We start from the raw sequence: 17948 nt of genomic DNA, 5'->3' as shown, positions 1-17948 counted from the left end.
CGCCCACGATTCGAGTAGCCGAAGACGCTCGGAGCTGGGCGAACCGGGTTCGGCGCGTACACCATCAAGACAGAACCCGCGCCACCAAAGTACCTCTGACACTGTGACACGGCGCTGTCATTGCCGGAACGCACCCCGCGTCACCGTGCCGTCAGCACCTTCGAGTAGAGACTGACACCCTTCGCGTCACGTAAGTTCACCGTGAAGGTGCGATCTTCGGGGTTGATGGTCACCTCGCCGAAGTGCTGAAAGCCCTCAGCTGGTGAGACATTCGGTTCCGTCGGCGCATGCACGAACTCGTACCGGGCACCGAACGTCCCATCAAGCGGGCTCTCCGGGAACGCGCCGGCGTTCAGTGGACCCGACACGAACTCCCAGAACGGGGTGAAGTCGGTGAATCCGGCGCGGCCGGGGTCGTAGGAGATCGCGGCCGTGTAGTGCACATCGGCGGTCAGATAGACGATGTTGGGGACATTCTTGGTTTGCGAGAGGATGGCGGAGAAGGCGATCTCGCGACCCAGCGGCTGACCGTTCTCACCCTGCGCCACACCTTCCATCGACTTCGGCCCGACCACGGGATCTGTTGCCTTGTCGGGCACCACGATCGAGAGCGGAAGATCGTTCGCCACCACCTTCCATCTCGCAGTCGACGCCTTCAGTCCATCGATGAGCCACCGCGTCTGCTTGACCCCGAGAACCCCTTCCGGGCTGTCGGTGCTCCATGCGTTCGGATTCGGATCCTTGTAGCTGCGCATGTCAAGGACGAAGACGTCCAGTTCTGGCCCATACGCGATCTTTCGGTACAGACGTCCGTCGACGGCTTCACTGGGCAGGACGGGCTGCCACTCCTGCCAGGCCTGCGCAGCGAAACCGGTGAGCTTGTCGACGTCGGTCTCGGTGTATCCCTTGCGTTCTTGCCCGGCCAGGCTTTCCCCGGGGAACCAGTTGTTCACCACCTCGTGGTCATCCCACTGGACGACCTGCGGCACGGTGGCGGCAAACCTACGGTAGTGGGCGTCGGTCAAGTTGTAGGCGTAGTTTCCCCGGAAGTCGTTCAACGTTTGTGCCACATGCGATTTCGCGTCTGTGGTCAGGTTCACGTACACGTCACCGTTGTTCTGCTTCTGCGATTCCATCACCGGTCCATCCGCATAGATGGCATCGCCCGAATGCAGGAAGAAGTCGGGACGGCGATCGGCGATAGCACCGAAGATGCTCATGCCGCCCAGACTTTCGTTGATCCCCCAGCCTTGCCCGACAACATCTCCCGACCAGACAAAGTTCAACGCTCGAGGCCGCACGGGCACGGTGTTGAAAACACCGGCGAGCGGCTCGGACTCAATGCCGTTGTCATCCTGCAGAACAACCCGGTAGTGGACTGTCTGGCCCGGCTCGAGACCGGTGAGCCGCAATCGGCCGGTTCCATCGGACGCCGGTGTGAGCCTCGGACCGGAGAATCGTCGCGTCGACGTGAACGACTCGGTGGCCGACGTCTCGACGACCATCGTCGCGGGCGCATCCGAACGCGCCCAAATCAGCGCGCCATCCGCGCGCGGATCTCCGCTCGCGATTCCGTGGGTCAACCGTGGGCGGGCCACAGACAGTCCAGTCGAGGACGGTGACGTTGCCGAGCCGGAGCCACCGCATGCGGCAAGTGCGCTTCCAGCCGGAATGAGCAGGGCGCCGATGGCGGAAGCGCGCAGAAGCGCGCGGCGGTTCAACACAGGATTGGTCTGGGGCATGAGAATCAGGCTGTCGACCGCGGGCGACGCGAGTCCAAACGCAGTCCCCACCGCGGACGAACGCCAGGTTTCATCGCGGCAAACCCGCAGGCCATGGACCACCGGGTCTCGGCGGCGCGACCACTTCGGGGTCGACGCGCCTATTGCGCTACGCGTTCAGGTCGCCCTGTTCTATCCGTCCGGCGACCATTTCCACCCATTCGCCGATGATCCGGTCGTCGTCGACCATCAACGGATGCAAACCCAGGAAGTGGGGCAACGTCCGATGGGCAAAAAGAGCGTTCAATGCGACTGTGGCGATGGTTTCGGCCCGTTCTCGCCCGATCGCGGGGACGCGCCGCTCTATCCAGCTCGCCATACCCGCATATGAATCGTCGACCAGGTGAGCAAGAGTGTCGGCCAGCTTCGCCGGGCGATCTCGCAGCTCCGATGAGACGATTCGCAACAGCTGGCTCTCCTCGTTGATGACTTCCAGCGTGTATCGCCCCATCACGGTCAGTTCGGACCGCAGATCGGTGAGCCCCTCGAAGATCTGCCGGATGTCCCTCAGGGCTCGGAGCCGGTCGAGCTGCCTGTCGATACCCGCTTCCAGCAGCAGTTCTTTCGATCGAAAATGGTGGTAGAGCCCGCCCGAACCCGGTGTGAGTCCTGCAGCTGCCTCGATCTGGGCCACGCTCGTCGCCCGGTAGCCCTGCTCTCCGAACAAGCGCATCGCCTCGTCGATCAAGCGATCCCGTGTTGCTGTGGTCATCGATCTCATCTCGTCTGACATGGCTTCATCTGTATCCGAACGGCCGCCTGAATCGTTGACAGCCGCTAAGTGCGCACTTAGTGTATCCAAGTAGCCAGCTAAGTGATCACTTAGGAAACCTGGAGGGCCCATGGACTGATGACCGACTCCAAGGCGGCAGCGTCGGCATGGCGGTGGCCAGACGGCACGTCCCCACAAATTGCCCGCCCCTGGGATGACGGCCGACGCCCCATCCACTACGACGAACCAACGCAGTCGTGGCTGGTCAGCAGCTACCAAGCGGCCCGCGAGGTCTTGCACGGCACGGGATGGAGCAGCGATCCTGCGGCGGCCGAAGTGAGTCGGAAGGCACTGCGTGACGCAGGCTTCGAGGACGCGCCGCTGGCGCAGACGATGCTCACACTCGACCCGCCAGACCACAGCCGACTTCGAGGATCACTGCGCGATGTCTTCACACCCAACTACATCGCATCGATGAGAGACGGAATCGAAGCGATCTCCGATGAGGTCACCGGGAACGTCGCGGCCGGGGAACAATTCGACCTGATGTCGACGATCGCCGAACCGTTGCCCATCGCCGTCATCGCCGAGTGGCTTGCCCTGGATCCTCATGTCGCGCAACTGATGCTGGACGAGACGAGCGAGTTGATCCTAGGCCTGGAGGGGACCATTCTCCCGAACCGCGATATGCCGCGCCTGTCTGGATTGGCCGCGGTGTTCGCTGAATTCCTGGCCGTCTGCGCCGAACGTCGACGCCGACCCGAGAACGATCTACTCAGCCTGCTGGCCACCGATCCCGGCCTCGCACTGGACGAAGTCGTGGCCAATGCGATCCTCCTCGCCGTGGCGGGGCACGAGACGACGGCAAAACTTTTGGGCACAAGCATGACTCGTTTGTGCATGGGGGAACCCGGTGAGCGATTGATCGACACACTCGACGACGTCGGTGCCGACACCGTTGTCGATGAACTACTGCGCCTGGACGGTACGGCCCAGGTGGTTGTTCGTGCGGCGACCGAGCCGCACCGGATCCACGGGCACACCATCGAAGCGGGCGCGCGCGTGATCGTCGCCATCGCGGCCGCCAACCGGGATCAAGAAGTATTCGAGGAACCCAACCGGTTCCGTCTGGACCGGCCCGAACACCGGCCCCATCTCGCGCTCGGCCACGGCCGGCATCGATGTCTCGGTGCAGCGTTGGCCCGTCTGGAACTGAGTATCGCTCTGCGACAATTGAAGTCTCGGCAACCGCAGCTCGTCGGCCCGGTCACGTGGCACCCGTCAGGAATCCTGCGTGGTCCCACCCGGGTTCCGATGATGTTCACCGACGGAGGAGACCGATGAAAGACGAGATACCGGCACCTGACAGCAATGATCGTTTCGGGTCCGTACAGGCCGGCCGTGTCCGTCGCACAGTTCCCGTCGTCGGCTTCGCAGCCCGCGCGGCCGGGGGACGAGTGGTGGCAGGCCTGCGCGCCCGCGCCGGCGACACCGAGGCCGTCGATCGTTTCCATGATCGCACCGCTAGGCGCTATGCCGACATGCTCGGCCACTCCAAAGGCGTGCTGATGAAGGCCGGCCAGCTCATGTCGACCTACGACGTGAACCCTGAAGTCGAAGGCCCTCTCGCCACCTATCAGGTGGCACTGCAGCGTCTTCAGTCGAACGCACCACCAATGGATTTCGCGACAACCCGTGGAGTCATCGAAGCCGATCTCGGCCGCCCGGTCGACCAACTCTTCGACGAGTTCTCGCAGGAGCCGATCGCTGCGGCATCAATCGGGCAGGTACACCGGGCACGGTTGGCCGACGGCCGAGACGTTGCCGTGAAAGTCCAATACCCGGGCGTCGCCCGCGCGATCCAGGACGACCTGGCAAATACCGAACTTTTGGCAACCTTCCTCAAACTCGGGATGTCGTTGACCCCCCGCGCGATGCGCACCGATCATCGGTCCGCGGCAGCCGAGGTCGCCGAACGGATCACCGAGGAACTCGACTACCGGCACGAGGCACGCAGCATCCGCAGATTCGCCGACCTGTTCCGAGGACACCCCTTCATCCGGCTACCGGACGTCATCGACACCCACTCCGGCGATCAGGTGATCACCATGACGTTCCTCGACGGACTCGATTGGACCCAAGCACGCAATGCCGATGCCAGACTCCGGAATCAGTGGGCAACTGCCATAGGGTATTTCGGCTTCGGGGCATATCGCCACAGCAACCTCTTCAACGCCGACCCGCACCCAGGTAACTACCGGTTCGGCGAGGACGGAACGGTTGGATTCGTCGACTTCGGGTGCGTCAAACAATTTCCGGAGCACGTTCGTCGCGGCATCGTCACCATGTTCCGAGCCACGTGCGACGGCGATCGCCACGAGCTGTACCGCCTCATGATCGACCACGGATTCATTCCTCCCGACACCGACCTCGGTGTTGACGACGCCTACCAGTGGTGGTCGATGATGGCTTCGAGTGTGAACACCGAGCAACCACACACCTTCGTCCCATCGGACAGCACTGGCCTGTTGCAGTCCATGTTCGACGACGGACCGCTGGGCTCGGCGGTCCGCAAGATGCAGATCCCCAGCGACTACGTCATGCTCGCCCGGATCAACCTCGGCATCAACGCGATCCTCAGCGAACTGGGCGCCACTCTGGACACCCGCGACCAACTCGATTGCCTGGACGGCGTCGGCGAACCGAGAACCCCCGCCGGCCACGCTCACGTCGAGTGGGCACGTCGCCGCGGGCTGTTGTTCGGTCTCACCGAACGCTGAAGCATGTCGAGGCCGTTCGCTCTCCGCCGTGGTAGCTCTACCCGGGTAGCTCAGTTCTCTGAGCTGCGCACGTTTTCGCGTCCCACAGCCGGTCCTCACTACCCTGCCGGGAATGGCACATGCGTACCGAACCGCCTTTGGTGATAGGTAAGGGGTTCAGAGCTTTGCAGGTCTGCGTCGACGACGTTGCCTGAGACGATCAGGTGGTCTCCGCCCTCGGCGAGGCCGGCGACCTCGCACGCTATCCATCCAGCACTGGTGGCGATGCGCGGTACTGCGTGGGACGGCGACCACCTGACATCGTCGAACTTGTCCGGGCCCTTTCTCGCGAATCGCAGTGCCAGGTCGGCAATTCCGATTCCGAGGATGTTGACGCCGAACCGCCCTGAAGCCTTTAGGGCTCGAAGTGTGTCGGATTCGCGGTTGAGCGCCACCATCACCATCGGAGGATTCATCGACAGAGAACAGAAGGCGCTCACCGTGGAGCCGAATGGGGTGGTTTCCACGCATGACGTAACGATGGCAACCGGGGTACATACGTCCGCCATGACATCGCGCAGGGATGCGCCGAGGTCTCCCTCGTGCCGGATGTCGATTGTCATTGCAGCACCTTGTCTTCGTCGGAGACCTCGTTGTTCAGTTCGACCAGTCCCGGAATGCGGATAGAGAGTTTGTCGCCCGCGGCGAGATACCGAGGTGGTTCGTGCCTGTGGCCGATACCCGAGGGAGTGCCGGTCGCGATCACATCGCCTGGCACCAATTCGGTGAAAGCGCTTACGTATTCGATGATGGCACCCACGTCGAAGATGAGGTCGGACAGTCGGCCATGCTGCATCCGCTCACCATTGAGTTCGGTGATGACTTCCAGAGCAGCCGGATCTGGCACCTCGTCTCGCGTGACTATCCAAGGTCCCCACGACCCCGTTGCATCGAAGTTCTTGCCCGCGGTGGCCTGCTTCGTGTGCAGTTGCCATTCTCGAACGCTGTTCTCGCCCATCGGGGCATACCCGGCGACATGATCGATTGCCCTGTCAGCGCGGATGTGTCGCCCACCGGTCCCGATGATCACCGCGATCTCACCTTCCCAATCGAGCGTGTCGGACACGCGCGGGCGGATCAACGGCTGGTTGTGGCCGACAAAGGTCGACGGGAACCGGGTGAACAGTGTGGGATGCTCGGTGATCCCGGAAAGCACCTCAGCGGCGTGTGTGGCGTAGTTCAGTCCGACACAAAGGATCCGGTGCGGCCGAGGAATCGGCGGAAGCCATTGTGCGCCAGTCAGGTTGACCGCGGGATACCTTCCGATGTCGAGGTCGGCGATCTCTGCCGGGTCGAGCGAGCTGAACAGGCCCGCCAGTCCGTCGGACCCTGCCAGCCGGGAGACGTCGTGTGCCGCGATCCCGTCAGTACTCGCGACAGTGAAGAGGCCACCGTCGCGGGCAATGGTGCCCAGTCTCATCTGATTTCCCTTTCCAGCGTCATGAGAGCGTCTGCTTCGGTGAGCAATTGGCTGATTCTGCTGACACCCTCAGTTGTTGTCTCGACGAGAGGTGGCCGGACATGTGCCGAACTGATCCTGCCCTCGGTCTCGAGAACCCACTTCGCTGTGGTCGGGTTGGTCTCGACGAAGAGCAAGTCCACCAACGGATGCAGTGCGTAGTGGATACGCCGCGCCTCGTCATGGTCGCCGGCCATCCAACATTCGTACATGCGCGCGGACGCCCTCGGCGCTATGTTCGCGGTGGCGCTGATGTAGCCGATGCCCCCAAGTGCCAACAAAGGCAGACAGAGCAATTCGATTCCCGACCAGACGAGTAGGCCGTCGTCTGCCGCGTCGATCACCCGTGAGAAGTGTTCGAAGTCTTTGGTGGTTTCCTTGATGCCGACGACGTTGGCGACGTCCCGGTGCAGACGAGCGACTGTGAGTGGTGACAGCTCCACGGCAGTGCGAGATGGAACGTTGTACAAGATGATCGGTAGGTCGGGGAACTCGCTTGCGATTCGCGAATACCACTCGTAGAGCGCCTGCTGCGTCGGGCGGGCGTAATACGGTGTGATCACGAGCGCCGCGTCAGCGCCGGCACGGTGTGCTGCAGCTGTCAGTGCCAACGTCTCATCAAGCTTCGCCGATCCGGTGCCGGCGATGAACGGCACCCGATCGTCGATCGCTTCAGCCACCACCTCGATCGCGCGAATCCGTTCATCCACCGTCTGCGAGCTCGGCTCGCTGGTGGAGCCACCGATGGAGAGTCCGTGGCTGCCTGCGTTGATCTGCCAGTCCACAAGCCTCTGCAAGCTGGGGCTGTCGAGTGCTCCCTCGTCGGTGAACGGGGTGATCAGTGGCGCAATGGACCCGGACAAGCGCGCAGGGTTGGCGCGGTACTTCATGAGAGGGCCTCTGCACGAGAGTTCTCGACCGTCCGCCAGACAAGGCACGCGATCGCCAAGTCGGTGAGCCCGGAGCCGACGCCCTTGAAGACGGTCAGCCGAGTATCTGGGGGACGTGTGACGCCACTATCGATGGCTTCGCCCAACGTCATGACGCCTGTGAGGTCATCGCCGAAGTACTCTCGCAGTTCGCGTGATGTACGACGCGCGTTCTCCAGGTCGTCAACAACGGTGAAACCACTCAGCGGGAGCACAGTCGGGAGGAGTTCAGCAGCGGTGGGCAGGATCGCCCCGATCGCATTGAGGTGAGCTCCGTCTTCAAGCCACGCACCGTCCACAAAGGGTTCGTTTGATCGGGTCACGGTGGTGACGATCGACGCGCCACGCGCCGCATGTTCGGCGTTGTCAGCTACCTCGACCGCAATGCCGAGGACGTCAGTGACCCTCCGTGCGAACGCCTCCCGGCTTCGTACTGAGGGGCTCCACACGCGGACCAATTCAAGCCGTCGGACGCCGAGTATCGCGCGCACCTGCTGGAGTGCTTGGCGACCGGTTCCCAGGACCGCCATGACAGCAGCATCGGGGGCGGCCAGGATGTCAGTCGCTGCTGCAGCAGTTCCTGCTGTGCGCAGCATGCCCAGCGCCCCGGCGCTCATCACCGCGAGCGGCCGACCCTCGGTGGAATCGAACAGAGACAAAAGTGCGGATGCACCTCGCGGGGTGTTGACCCAGTTCTTGAAGGCGACGACGTGCTGCTGCATGTCGACTGCGCCGAGTGAGTGGGCCGTGCTCGACCCGTCCCACTGAGACATCGTCTTGGCGATCCCATGGGCTGTTCCGCGGTGCGCCGACAGCAGAACCTCGCGAATTGAGACGACCGCTGCGTGTTGGTCGACAGCTGCGGTGACCTCGTCGTCGGTGAGGATCGAGATAGAGCCCACTGTGCTGCGGTCCGCGGCGTCGGTGGGTGTTGGCATTGCGCACCTCTTGTACGTTGACCGCCGGCTAGGGCGGGATTGGCGATTTGTGTGACTTGACTTACAGTGATCCAGGCAGCGGTATAAATCAATTAGCAAGATCCGCATGCGGCCATACTCAATTGCTTATGAGGTGAGGTACGTGGACAGCCAACTATCGATGAGACGGCTCGAGATCTTCCGTCTGGTCGTCGACGAACGGAGCGTCACCCGCGCCGCGGAGATCCTGATGATTGCGCAACCTGCGGTTTCCGCCCAGCTGCGCTCCCTCGAATCCTGGGTTGGTGCCAAGCTATTCGTCCGGCGAGGCAACCGGCTGGTGCTGACCGAGGCCGGTGAGAGAACCAACCTGTGGGCCAAAGAGGTACTGGCCAGTGCAGCGCAGGTGCGCAGGGATGTCGGCGATCTCGCATCGGGGGAAACCGGGCGCGTGCTTGTCGCGTCGAGCATGGCCGTCGGCACCTACCTTCTCCCTCCGATAGTCGCCAGACTCGGCAAGCAACGACCGCACGCGGAGATCACCGTGTCGATCTCGCGGCCCGAAGAGGTGGTGCACGGAGTGGAGACGGGCGAGTTCGACTTCGCAGTCCTCAACTGGGATGAGCGCGAGTTGTCGGAGTCGATGCAATCGGAAATACTTGCGGCTTACAGTCTTTCCGTGTTCGCGACGGAGCAACTCGTCCCGCCGGGCACAACTTTGACGGTAGACGAGGCGTTGAGGTTGCCCCTGGTCGGCGCACCAAAGGACGTTGTCTACCAGCGCAACCTGGTTGCTCAGCTGCGCGCCGACGGTTACGACGAGCCGCACTTCGTCATTCGACTCGGTCACGCCGAGGCAATGAAAAGTGCTGCGATCGAGAACGACTGGGCCTTGATCGCGCCGCCTTACACGATAGGTGCGGGCGATCACCTACTACGCGCACTACAGGTTCCGGACTTCGATCTGGAAGAGCGGATCGTCTTGGTCCATCGCCGCGACAAGCACTTCTCTCCACTGCAACAAGCCACCCTGGACGCGATTCGATTCACGCTCGGGAATGACCCCGTCGAGCATGAACCCGATTGATGAGTCACCAGGAGTGGTTCCGCTGTTCCGGCGGTGACCAGATCCCCGCTTCCCGCAGGATGTCGAGTACCGGGCTGAACGATTTCAGCTCGTCGGGACTCCACAGCGGAAAGTTGATCAAGAGGTTTGTTGCCCCTGTGGTGGACTTGAGTGAGATGAGTTGCTCAGCAACACTTTCCGGTGTTCCGATGAACTTGAGCATCGAACCCGCACCACCGAATGCCTTGGTGGCCTCTTCGGGCCCCATCTTCTCGTACATCGCCCGCGACGATTCGATGGAGCCCAGGACATCGGCTGCGATCTCCGCCGTAGCCTCCACGTTGAGACTCTTGAGCAGTCCGTCGAACACTTCCTCGGCTTCGCCGTTGCCATCGCGGATCAGCGCCATCGAGAACGGGCACAATCCGACCGACCGTTGAGTTTGTGAACTCAGACCGGTCAGCCGCTCCCCGATCTGCGCGACCAGCTCGGGAGTGTTGCCCATGGCAACCAACTGATCGCAGTACTGCGAAGCGAACGCCGTACCAGCAGGGGAGGCACCCGCACTCACCAGAAGTGGGCGTGGTTGTTGCGCCGGCCGGGGCAGCTTGATTCGTCCGGCTGCTTTGTAATATGCGCCCTGGAAATCGATCGACTCCTTCTCGCTCCACAGAGAGGTCACCACTTCTACGAACTCGCCGGCCATCCGGTAGCGCTCGTCGTGTTCGACGAAGTCCTCACCGAACAAGGCCGCCTCTGCGGCGCTGAAACCGGTGACCACGTTCCAGCCCCATCGGCCTTCACTGAACGCGTCGAGGGTTGCTCCCATGCGGGCGACATGCGCCGGCTTGTGATGCGTGGTGTGGAATGTCGAGACCACGCCGATGTGCTCGGTGGCAGCGAACAATGCCATGGCCAGTAGCGGTGCGTGATAGGCGGGCGCCTGGTGTCCACCGGCTTCGGCTGCTCGCTGATGACCAGACCAGTTGTCGGCGATGAACAATGAGTCGAACCCGACGCCCTCCGCGGCCTGAGCCAACGCCAGAAGGTTCTTCTTGTTCATGTCCGGCCGAGTGCGCGCCGCCTCGTCCGAGTACAGGAAGTTCGTCTTGCCAGACGGAAAGAAGTAGCCGAAGTGCAGTTCGGAGGTGTCGGTATGCTGATGCTTCATGGCGACCTTCCAGGTCATTCGGAATCTATGCGGCACTGGATAAGTGACACTGATCACGTTAGAGCGTCGCCGGGATAAGACAACATCAGGTTTATCGATAGGCGCATCACTTACGACTTATGCCCGGCGGGCAGCTCCGTATAAGGAAAAGCTGATCGCGTGATCGCAATAGTCATCTTGGCGTTATTCCGACGCAGGAACCTACCGTGACGCAGGACACCCGAGAACGCAGTCACCTCCTGCACGCTCCCACGTGAAAGATGACCATGACAGAAGTCGAGACAATTCCTGAGAACAATCAGCGCCCGGCCATCTTTGCTAGCCCGCACGCCGATGTCGTCATACCCGACCTCTCGTTGCCCGGTTTCCTCCTCGGCGATCTGACAGACGAAGACCGTGGCCGGATAGCAGTCGTCGACCGATCCGGCCCAGCCCTCACCTATGGCGAACTGCAGTCCACGATCCGGCGAACCGCCGCTCGATTGTCGCCGGCCATCAAGACCGGCGATGTAGTCGCGTTGATGGGCCCGAACTCGGCGGACTGGGTCGCAGCATTTCTGGCGGCGATCAGCATCGGAGCAGCAGTCACCACGATCAACGTCCTGGCGACCGTGGGCGAGGTCGTCAAACAGTTGCGGGACTCGCGCGCAACACTTTTCGTTGTGGCGAAATCGTGCGAACCCGTGGCGCGCGCTGCAGCCACCGAGATGGGCATGTTGGGGTCGGACGTCCGGCTGCTGCCAGATGTGGTCGCATCACCCAAGTCGGCGACGCCTGCCGTAGAGCCAGTGCGTCCGATCGTCGTCCCGACAACACAATTGGCTGTTCTCCCCTACTCATCCGGCACCACCGGCGAGGCAAAAGGCGTCATGCTCACCCACCGGAATCTGGTGGCGAACGTCTGCCAGCTCGATGGACTTCTAGGGGTTGACGAGCACTCCTCGGTGGTCGCCTTGTTGCCGTTTTCACACATCTACGGCATGACGGTGGTTCTACACCTCGCGCTCAGGCGGCGCGCCAAAATTGTCATCGTCCCCCGGTTCGAGGTCGAAGATCTGCTCTCCACGATGGAAAGAGAACGTGCAACGCACCTTTTCGTCGCTCCACCGGTGGTCGTGGCGTTGGTGAAATCGGCCGCAGTGGAACGCTACGACCTCTCTGCGCTGAGACTTCTCGTCTCCGGAGCCGCGCCCTTGGATGCGGGGCTGGCACAAACTGTCGCCGAGCGACTCTCGTGTCAGGTGCGCCAGGCGTACGGGATGAGCGAGATGAGTCCGGTCAGCCATGTTGCGCCCCTGTCCGGACCATCGGTAGAGCCGAGTTCGGTCGGTTTCACCGTTCCCAACATGACCTGCAAGATCGTCGATCCGGTGAACGGCGAGCCGGTCTCCATGCCCCACAGCGGCACCAGCGCCGCAGGAGAACTCTGCTGTGCTGGACCGAATGTCATGGCTGGGTACCTCGGCAATGCTGAAGCGACCGCCGGCGCCATCGATGCTGACGGTTTCCTTCACACCGGCGATCTCGCGACCGTCGACGCCGCGGGGGCCGTCACGGTTGTGGACCGGCTCAAAGAACTCATCAAGTACAAGGGCTACCAGGTGGCCCCGGCCGAGCTGGAAGGCCTTCTGCTAGACCATCCCGATGTTGCCGACGCAGCTGTCGTCGGCGTGCCCTTCGGCGAGGGTGGCGACGAGGCTCCTCGCGCTTATGTCGTTCGACGGCCCGGCTCCACCGTGGACGAGCCTCGCCTCATCGATTACGTCGCATCGCGAGTGTCTCCGTACAAGAAAGTGCGTGAGGTCGTATTCCTCGACGAGATACCCAAATCGCCTTCCGGCAAGATCCTTCGCCGTCTGCTTCGAGACCGATGACCCCCGAGCCTTGAACAACCCACTGGAAACGAGGATCAATGACTGACGCATCCCCGCGGAATGCGTGCCCGGTCGCACGCCATGAGCGGACAATCGCTGACAGCACAACCGATTTCGACCACCTACGTCGAGACTGGGATGAACACAGTCTGTGGACTGCCTACGCTGACCTGGTCGAACGAGAATCCGTTGTCCATTCGGCTGCACATGGCGGCTTCTGGACCGTCAGTCACCATGCCGACGTCAAAAACGCTCTACGCGACCATCAAACATTTTCCTCGGCACACGGGCACCGCATTCCCTACGTGGAGGCGATGGGCACCATTCCCATCGACTTCGACCCCCCTGCTCACGGCCCGTACCGTGACCTACTGGTGCAAGCAGTCTCCCCCCCGCCGCGTGCGGGAGCTGGAACCCTTTCTACAGCAGACGATCAGCGAGCTCATCACCGAGTTCGTCGAGCGGGGTGGTGGCGATGCTGTGACCGAGTTGGCTCTGCCATTGCCGCTCACCGTCCTGACCGAGATCGTCGGATTCTCGGCCTCGACCGTTGCATCTTTCAGGGAACTCACTGTGGCGTTGTGGGCCGACGGGACAGCCGAAGGCCAGCTACGTGGGCGCGAGGCGCTCACCGAAGTGCTGACGAATGAGATCAGTCGACATCAGCAGACCCAGCCCGACGACTACCTCAGCTGGCTGCTGCGAGCGCAGATTGACGACCGTGCGATTCGTGAGGACGAAATCGTTTCGATCCTGCTGTCTCTGGCAGTCGCCGGCCATGAGACAACCATGAACTCGGTCGGTTCACTGTTGTATCTCCTGGCGACACACCAAGGCGACCAGATACGACTGCGCGGGGACGCCTCGCTCGCACCCGGCTACGTCGAGGAGATGTTGCGCTTGCGCACTCCTGCGCAAGCGTTCGCTCGTCGCACAACCCGCGACGCCGAGATCGCGGGCACAACGATCCCACGCGGAGAGTGGGTCCTCCTACTCAATGCGGCCGCCAATCGAGACCCGCGGCATTTCGAGAATCCTGACGCATTCGACATAAACCGATCGGCGCGTGGCCATCTGGCCTTCGGGTGGGGCATTCACCAATGCGTCGGTGCATCACTCGCTCGCCTCGAGCTTCGCATCGTCCTCGAGCAGCTCTGCACTCATCCTGCATTCGTGCTCGACGGCGAACCCACATTCAGTTCTCTGGAAGCCGGCACCCACTACGGCCCCACCCATCTCCCGATCCGTTTCACGAAGGAGACATCATGACTGTCCGAATAGACATCGACACAGCAGCCTGCAACGGGTACGGAAACTGCCTCGTCGCAGCTCCCGAGGTGTTCGAACTCGACAACAACAACATTGCTGCCGTTCTACCCGGCCGCCCGACCGACGCGGACCTGGACGAGGTCCGCGAAGCCGTCGCCGACTGTCCGGCCGGAGCGCTGCGTATCCATGAACACTGAACAGCATCGCTCTGGCCCATCGGGCACCGAACATGACACCGACGTTCTCATTGTCGGCGCGTCCGTAGCGGGGGTCAGAGTCGCACAGGCGCTCAGAGCCCGCGAGTTCAGCGGCCGAATTCTGTTGCTGGACCGCGAAAACCACGATCCGTACGACAAACCGCCGCTGTCGAAGGAAGCGCTCAGAACCGGCGCCGGCCCCACGCGACTACTGGGACCCGACTCAGACGTCGACCTCATGCTCGATGTCGACGTGACGAGCATCGATTTGCGAACCGGCACGGCGCGACTTTCAGATGGCCGGGTGCTCACCGCCACCCATATCGTCTTGGCCACCGGTTCTGATCCTCGGAAGCTCGACACGCTCGATCAAGCGCACCCCCACTATCTCCGCACGATCGACGAGGCGAACCGACTCAAGCAGGCGTTGAGCCGTTCCCATACCGTAGCTGTCATCGGTGGGGGCTTCATCGGACTCGAAGTAGCCTCCACAGCACATGCGCTCGGATTGAGCGTCACGGTGATCGAGGGCTCGACCCACCTTGCCTCGAGGGCGCTCCCTGCCGGCCCTGCGCAACTGGTTGCTGATCTCCACCGGCGGCACGGCGTCGACGTGTGGGTCCAAACGACGGTCGCGGAAGTACTCCCGGTCGACGACTCCGTCCGGCTTCGCCTGTCAAATGATCGGGAGATCACCACCGACCTGGTTGTGGCCGGAGTGGGTGCCCGTCCGCGATACCCGGAACTGATCGGCACCGAGTTCCCCTCGTCTCGAGGTGTGGTCTGTGACCACGCCATGCGGATAGTCGGGCACAAGAGAATGTATGCCGTCGGCGATGTCGCAGGCTGGCTCAACCCTCGCTATGGCCGATATATGCGGCTCGAGACCTGGACCAGCGCCCGCGAGCAAGCGGTGGTGGTCGCGAACAACATCGTTGCCGGAGAGGCCGTCTCGGTCGCCTCGGTTGTGCCTTACGTCTGGTCTGACCAGTTCGGCTCGCGGCTGCAGATCGTCGGTGACGACGACGTGAGCGGTGCAGCCGTCGAGCGAACGACGACCCGCGGTGGTGGGCACCTGTTCACCTACACCCGCCGCGACCAAGTGGTCGCAGCAGCGGGACTGGATGCTCAGGTCGACATAGCGCGTATTCGACAACAGTTGGTGAACCAGTCTGTGCGGCACCAATATTGATGACGTCGAACATCTTCTGATCAATTCCGGACATCGCATTCTTCGGATGCCCTCGTATACATCCCTCAGTTCCCGCAGTACGTCCTTCATGAACGGGGTCCTTCAGTCACCATGATCGATGTGCCCTTGGTTTCGGGGGTGAAGTACATGACGATGGCCCCGACGACTGCAGCAATCGACAGGTAGACCGGGAACACCTCGGGATGTCCGCGCTCGGCAAGCCATTGCTGCAGATACGGTGTCGTGCCGGCGAAGACAACAGCGGACAATGCGTAGGGAATCGCGATACCTGTCGCGCGCACTTCGGTGGGAAACAGCTCGGACAGGAGCGCGGGCAAGATCGAACCCACCAGCGTGAACAGCAAGAGCATGACCGTCATCGCCGTCGCGAACCCGACAGCACCCTGTTGGGCCAGAAGGTCCATCGGGTACGCCAGCACGCCGACGCCGATACCGAAAAGGAAGAAGTTGCCTCGCCTGCCGATTCGGTCGGACAGCGCGCCGGCAAAGGGGAACGCAACCATGCTCACCGTCAGCGCCGCAACACCGGCCCACAGCGCCTGCGTCGCATCGATGCCCAGGGCCTTTATTGCCCACGTGGTGCTTGAAACCCCCCAAGCGTAGTAGAGCGCCGACAACGAAGCCATGATCAGAAACACACGAAGTCCGGACGAACGGTATCTCCAGAGACTCGCGAATACTCTCTTGTCGCCGGCAACCGAATCTTCGACCATCTCCTCGTACGCGTGCGATTCCGGCATGCGGCGACGCATTACCAGTGTGACGATTCCGAACGCGAACCCGATGATGAAGGGGACCCGCCAACCCCACGATGTCATCGCGTCGGCGGGGAGAGTGGAGTTGAGCAGGGCAGCGATCAGCGTGGCAGCAATGATTGCCCCAGTGAAGGAAACGTAGATGGCCGACGACCAAAGCCCGCGGCGCCGGGCCGGTGCGACCTCAGCGACATACGTGTAAGCAGACGCCACTTCTCCGGTGTGCGCGAGCCCTTGAAGCAGTCGGGCCAACAGCAGGACTGCCCCCGCACCGATTCCCGCGACATCGTAGGTCGGCACCGAGGCAATCAAGAGCATGCCGATCGTTGCGAACCCGATCGCTCCCAACAGCGATGACCTCCGGCCGAACTTGTCTGCCCACCATCCGAACAACATGCCCCCGAAAGGGCGCACCAGAAAACCCGCGCCGAACACCACGAAGGTAGAGAGCAATGCAGATGTCGCGTGGGATGGATTAAACACTTGAGTGGCGAAGAACGGGGCAAAAACTGCATAGACCGCCCAGTCGTAGCCCTCCAGCGCGTTCCCCAGGGATACGCCGACCAACGACTTCTTCCTCTCCGGGGCCGCGCCGCCGGAGCGGGCTGCTGTCTGGGCGGTGATCTTCTGCGGGTGCACCGGAATGGTTGGCTGCATGGTTGTACCTCGATGTCGACTGCTGGGCGTTTGGAACCAACGGCTGAGCCTGTTCGCTCGCGCATGTGGTGCAGGTCACGCTATCGGCACCGTGGGCAACGTTCCCAATACGAATATCCGCATGCAGCAATCAAATTAAGCGTATGGCCGCCTGCTTACGAGATAACGCCCGACTTATGTGTCGATGCACCAATACGTCTTAGCGATATGTCTGGCATGCGCCTAACGTCCAGGGAGACAACAAAAGTGACGTTCACCACCACGGAGGCCGGCCAATGACGGTTACAGCATCTAACAACCGCGACACTATCTTGGACTCGGGCGTTCATCTGTCCGATGTCAGTACAACGGGCGAGGCCATTCCTGCTCCCTGGGCACCGATCAAGGTGTCGCGCAGAGACATAGAGTCGATAGTCTCTCGGCTGGCGGCAAGCCCACGGCCATCCGACGGTCGCCGGGCCACCTTGCTGATCCACCCGGAGTCGACCGGCCGCGGGTTTGCACCGGGCATCGACGTCACCGTGGAAGTCCTGCTCCCCGGTGAGTCCACGCAGCGCCTACGGCGCAATTGCACTCAGGTCCACATTTGCATCCGCGGTGGTGGACGGGTCAACGCCGACCAGGTCATTTTCGACATGGCCGTGAATGACGTCTGCACCATTCCGTCGATGAAGCCGTACCAATTCTTCAACTCTGGTGAAGACACATGGGTTCGGTTGGCGTACTCGAACTCTCCTCTGCTCGCTCAGCTCGGCACGCTCTACGTTGAGCCGGTTGCCGACGAGTGGCGTCCCACCAAACCTGTTGATGGGCCCATAGATATGGAGGAACCGGCCACGACCAGCAGCGTTGTTGCCCCGGATCACGTCGTATCACCCGAGGGCGCCAGGCTGAGAGGCTACGAGTTCCTCGTTGATATCGAGCCGGTTCCTGATCGCCCGCTGCACTGGCCTCACCAGGCGATGTCCGAACTCATGTCGCAGCGACCCGGGGACGGTGAGCGGACAATCATGGCTCTGTACAACCCATCCACGCAACGGAAGCAAGGAGCGACGAGCAGCTTCTTCGTCACGCTGTCCCAAATCCCCCCAGGCATACGCCTCGTGCCGAGGGTCGGGGACACAGACAC

The 17948-nt window shown here is 62.1% G+C and carries 15 protein-coding genes; 7 read left to right on the top strand and 8 right to left on the bottom strand.

Features of this window, described 5'->3' with window-relative positions:
- Positions 1-140 precede the first annotated feature (140 nt).
- On the bottom strand, positions 141-1742 hold the full coding sequence (locus W823_RS43685) for an alkaline phosphatase (protein WP_031332398.1): 1602 nt from the start codon (positions 1740-1742) through the stop codon (positions 141-143).
- 148 nt (positions 1743-1890) lie between these two features.
- Positions 1891-2493: a TetR/AcrR family transcriptional regulator gene (locus tag W823_RS43680; protein ID WP_031332397.1), complete on the bottom strand. Its 603-nt coding sequence runs from the start codon at positions 2491-2493 to the stop codon at positions 1891-1893.
- A 138-nt stretch (positions 2494-2631) separates the two neighbouring features.
- Here W823_RS43680 and W823_RS43675 point away from each other — a divergent pair, with 138 nt between their 5' ends.
- Positions 2632-3837, top strand: a complete 1206-nt coding sequence (locus tag W823_RS43675; protein WP_023958473.1) for a cytochrome P450 — start codon at positions 2632-2634, stop codon at positions 3835-3837.
- Positions 3834-5273 carry an AarF/ABC1/UbiB kinase family protein gene (locus W823_RS43670; protein WP_023958471.1) on the top strand — a complete coding sequence of 480 codons (1440 nt, stop codon included), beginning with the start codon at positions 3834-3836 and terminating at the stop codon, positions 5271-5273. The genes W823_RS43675 and W823_RS43670 overlap by 4 nt, the downstream gene beginning before the upstream one ends.
- Positions 5274-5371: 98 nt before the next feature.
- On the opposite strand, the gene W823_RS43665 is transcribed toward W823_RS43670, so the two are convergent.
- Genes W823_RS43665 through W823_RS43650 form a run of 4 tightly spaced genes read right to left on the bottom strand, consistent with a single transcriptional unit; the run spans position 5372 to position 8638 of the window.
- The gene (locus W823_RS43665) at positions 5372-5875 is read right to left on the bottom strand and encodes a flavin reductase family protein (protein WP_023958469.1); all 504 of its coding nucleotides are present in this window, start codon (positions 5873-5875) and stop codon (positions 5372-5374) included.
- Positions 5872-6732, bottom strand: a complete 861-nt coding sequence (locus tag W823_RS43660) for a fumarylacetoacetate hydrolase family protein (RefSeq protein WP_023958468.1) — start codon at positions 6730-6732, stop codon at positions 5872-5874. Before W823_RS43660 ends, W823_RS43665 begins: the two co-directional genes overlap by 4 nt.
- A complete protein-coding gene (gene dapA / locus W823_RS43655; protein ID WP_023958465.1) occupies positions 6729-7661 on the bottom strand; it encodes a 4-hydroxy-tetrahydrodipicolinate synthase in 933 nt (310 codons plus the stop codon). The genes W823_RS43660 and dapA overlap by 4 nt, the downstream gene beginning before the upstream one ends.
- The gene (locus W823_RS43650; protein ID WP_023958463.1) at positions 7658-8638 is read right to left on the bottom strand and encodes an ornithine cyclodeaminase family protein; all 981 of its coding nucleotides are present in this window, start codon (positions 8636-8638) and stop codon (positions 7658-7660) included. The genes dapA and W823_RS43650 overlap by 4 nt, the downstream gene beginning before the upstream one ends.
- A 142-nt stretch (positions 8639-8780) precedes the next feature.
- Between W823_RS43650 and W823_RS43645 the strand changes: the two genes are divergently transcribed.
- Positions 8781-9704, top strand: coding sequence for a LysR family transcriptional regulator (locus tag W823_RS43645; protein WP_023958461.1), 924 nt, complete (start codon positions 8781-8783; stop codon positions 9702-9704).
- A gap of 4 nt (positions 9705-9708) precedes the next feature.
- On the opposite strand, the gene W823_RS43640 is transcribed toward W823_RS43645, so the two are convergent.
- Positions 9709-10854 (bottom strand): LLM class flavin-dependent oxidoreductase, encoded by a 1146-nt coding sequence (locus W823_RS43640; protein ID WP_031332393.1) that lies wholly within the window; start codon positions 10852-10854, stop codon positions 9709-9711.
- Positions 10855-11120: 266 nt separating this feature from the next.
- Between W823_RS43640 and W823_RS43635 the strand changes: the two genes are divergently transcribed.
- The 4 genes from W823_RS43635 to W823_RS43625 all read left to right on the top strand — a co-directional run bounded on the left by W823_RS43635 (position 11121) and on the right by W823_RS43625 (position 15386).
- The gene (locus tag W823_RS43635) at positions 11121-12728 is read left to right on the top strand and encodes an AMP-binding protein (protein WP_051406534.1); all 1608 of its coding nucleotides are present in this window, start codon (positions 11121-11123) and stop codon (positions 12726-12728) included.
- Between the two features lie 399 nt (positions 12729-13127).
- Positions 13128-13997: a cytochrome P450 gene (locus tag W823_RS0129265; protein ID WP_031332391.1), complete on the top strand. Its 870-nt coding sequence runs from the start codon at positions 13128-13130 to the stop codon at positions 13995-13997.
- Positions 13994-14194, top strand: coding sequence for a ferredoxin (locus W823_RS43630; RefSeq protein WP_023958455.1), 201 nt, complete (start codon positions 13994-13996; stop codon positions 14192-14194). Before W823_RS0129265 ends, W823_RS43630 begins: the two co-directional genes overlap by 4 nt.
- Entirely contained in the window at positions 14184-15386 is a 1203-nt protein-coding gene (locus tag W823_RS43625; protein WP_023958453.1) for an NAD(P)/FAD-dependent oxidoreductase, read from the top strand. Before W823_RS43630 ends, W823_RS43625 begins: the two co-directional genes overlap by 11 nt.
- 86 nt (positions 15387-15472) lie before the next feature.
- Here the strand turns inward: W823_RS43625 and W823_RS43620 are convergent, their stop codons facing one another.
- Entirely contained in the window at positions 15473-16819 is a 1347-nt protein-coding gene (locus W823_RS43620) for an MFS transporter (protein WP_023958451.1), read from the bottom strand.
- Positions 16820-17948 lie beyond the last annotated feature (1129 nt).

Origin of the sequence: Williamsia sp. D3 (genome assembly GCF_000506245.1) — a bacterium.
Lineage (GTDB): Bacteria > Actinomycetota > Actinomycetes > Mycobacteriales > Mycobacteriaceae > Williamsia > Williamsia muralis.
This window is presented reverse-complemented; position numbering and strand designations above follow the sequence as displayed.